The 624-nt window shown below is 61.1% G+C and carries 1 protein-coding gene; it reads right to left on the bottom strand.

The window, feature by feature from the left end:
• Nucleotides 1-624, bottom strand: a 624-nt coding sequence (locus H535_RS29775) for a hypothetical protein (protein WP_026821321.1), incomplete at both ends; no start/stop codon positions are given.

Here is a 624-nt window from a genome sequence, read left to right as displayed (position 1 = left end):
ACTCTCAGCATTTACGGGAGCAGAAATAAGCTCCGGCTGAGGTGAGCCAGCTTGTTGTTCGGGATCGCCGCCCTCTGAATCGCCAGATTCGGAGGAGGAGCTGCCCGGGGCCCCAACATGATGTGGCTGGCGCCCGGTCTGTCCCGTTGACGTGGAATCGATCGTTGTCGAAATCGCCTTCATGCTGGTTTCTTTGGGCCCGCTGTTCCGGTTGGTTGTCACCGCGTTTGCGGCCCCGGCAGGACCATTCGAGGGGGCACTGGATGCCCCGGGAATGGCGGTCATGCCGGACTGAACGGGAATGTCCAGCACTGCGGCGTCACCATCGGCCGATTTCGATTGGCCTCCCGATGCCTCAGCAGGCGCTGCCTTCATAGCGAAAGCGTCGTCCACCACGGCCTCAGTTGTTTCAACCGGGTTTCCTGGATTGGAAACTTCATCAACAGCACCAGCGACTGAACCCGATGGATCGGTCGTCAACGTTGCCAATGAGCTGGCTCCGGGAACATCGGCAACGATCGCACTGACTGGATCACCGGTGGTACCGGTGACCCTGCTGACGATACCGCCGCCACTCACCGCACCGGTGAGCGAACCAACCGTACCGGTCACCTTCTGCACCGG

It is taken from the genome of Arthrobacter castelli DSM 16402, from assembly GCF_000430705.1.
In the GTDB taxonomy this organism is placed as follows: domain Bacteria; phylum Actinomycetota; class Actinomycetes; order Actinomycetales; family Micrococcaceae; genus Arthrobacter_C; species Arthrobacter_C castelli.
The sequence above is the reverse complement of the archived record's forward strand: the minus strand, read 5'-3'. Positions and strand labels throughout refer to the sequence as shown.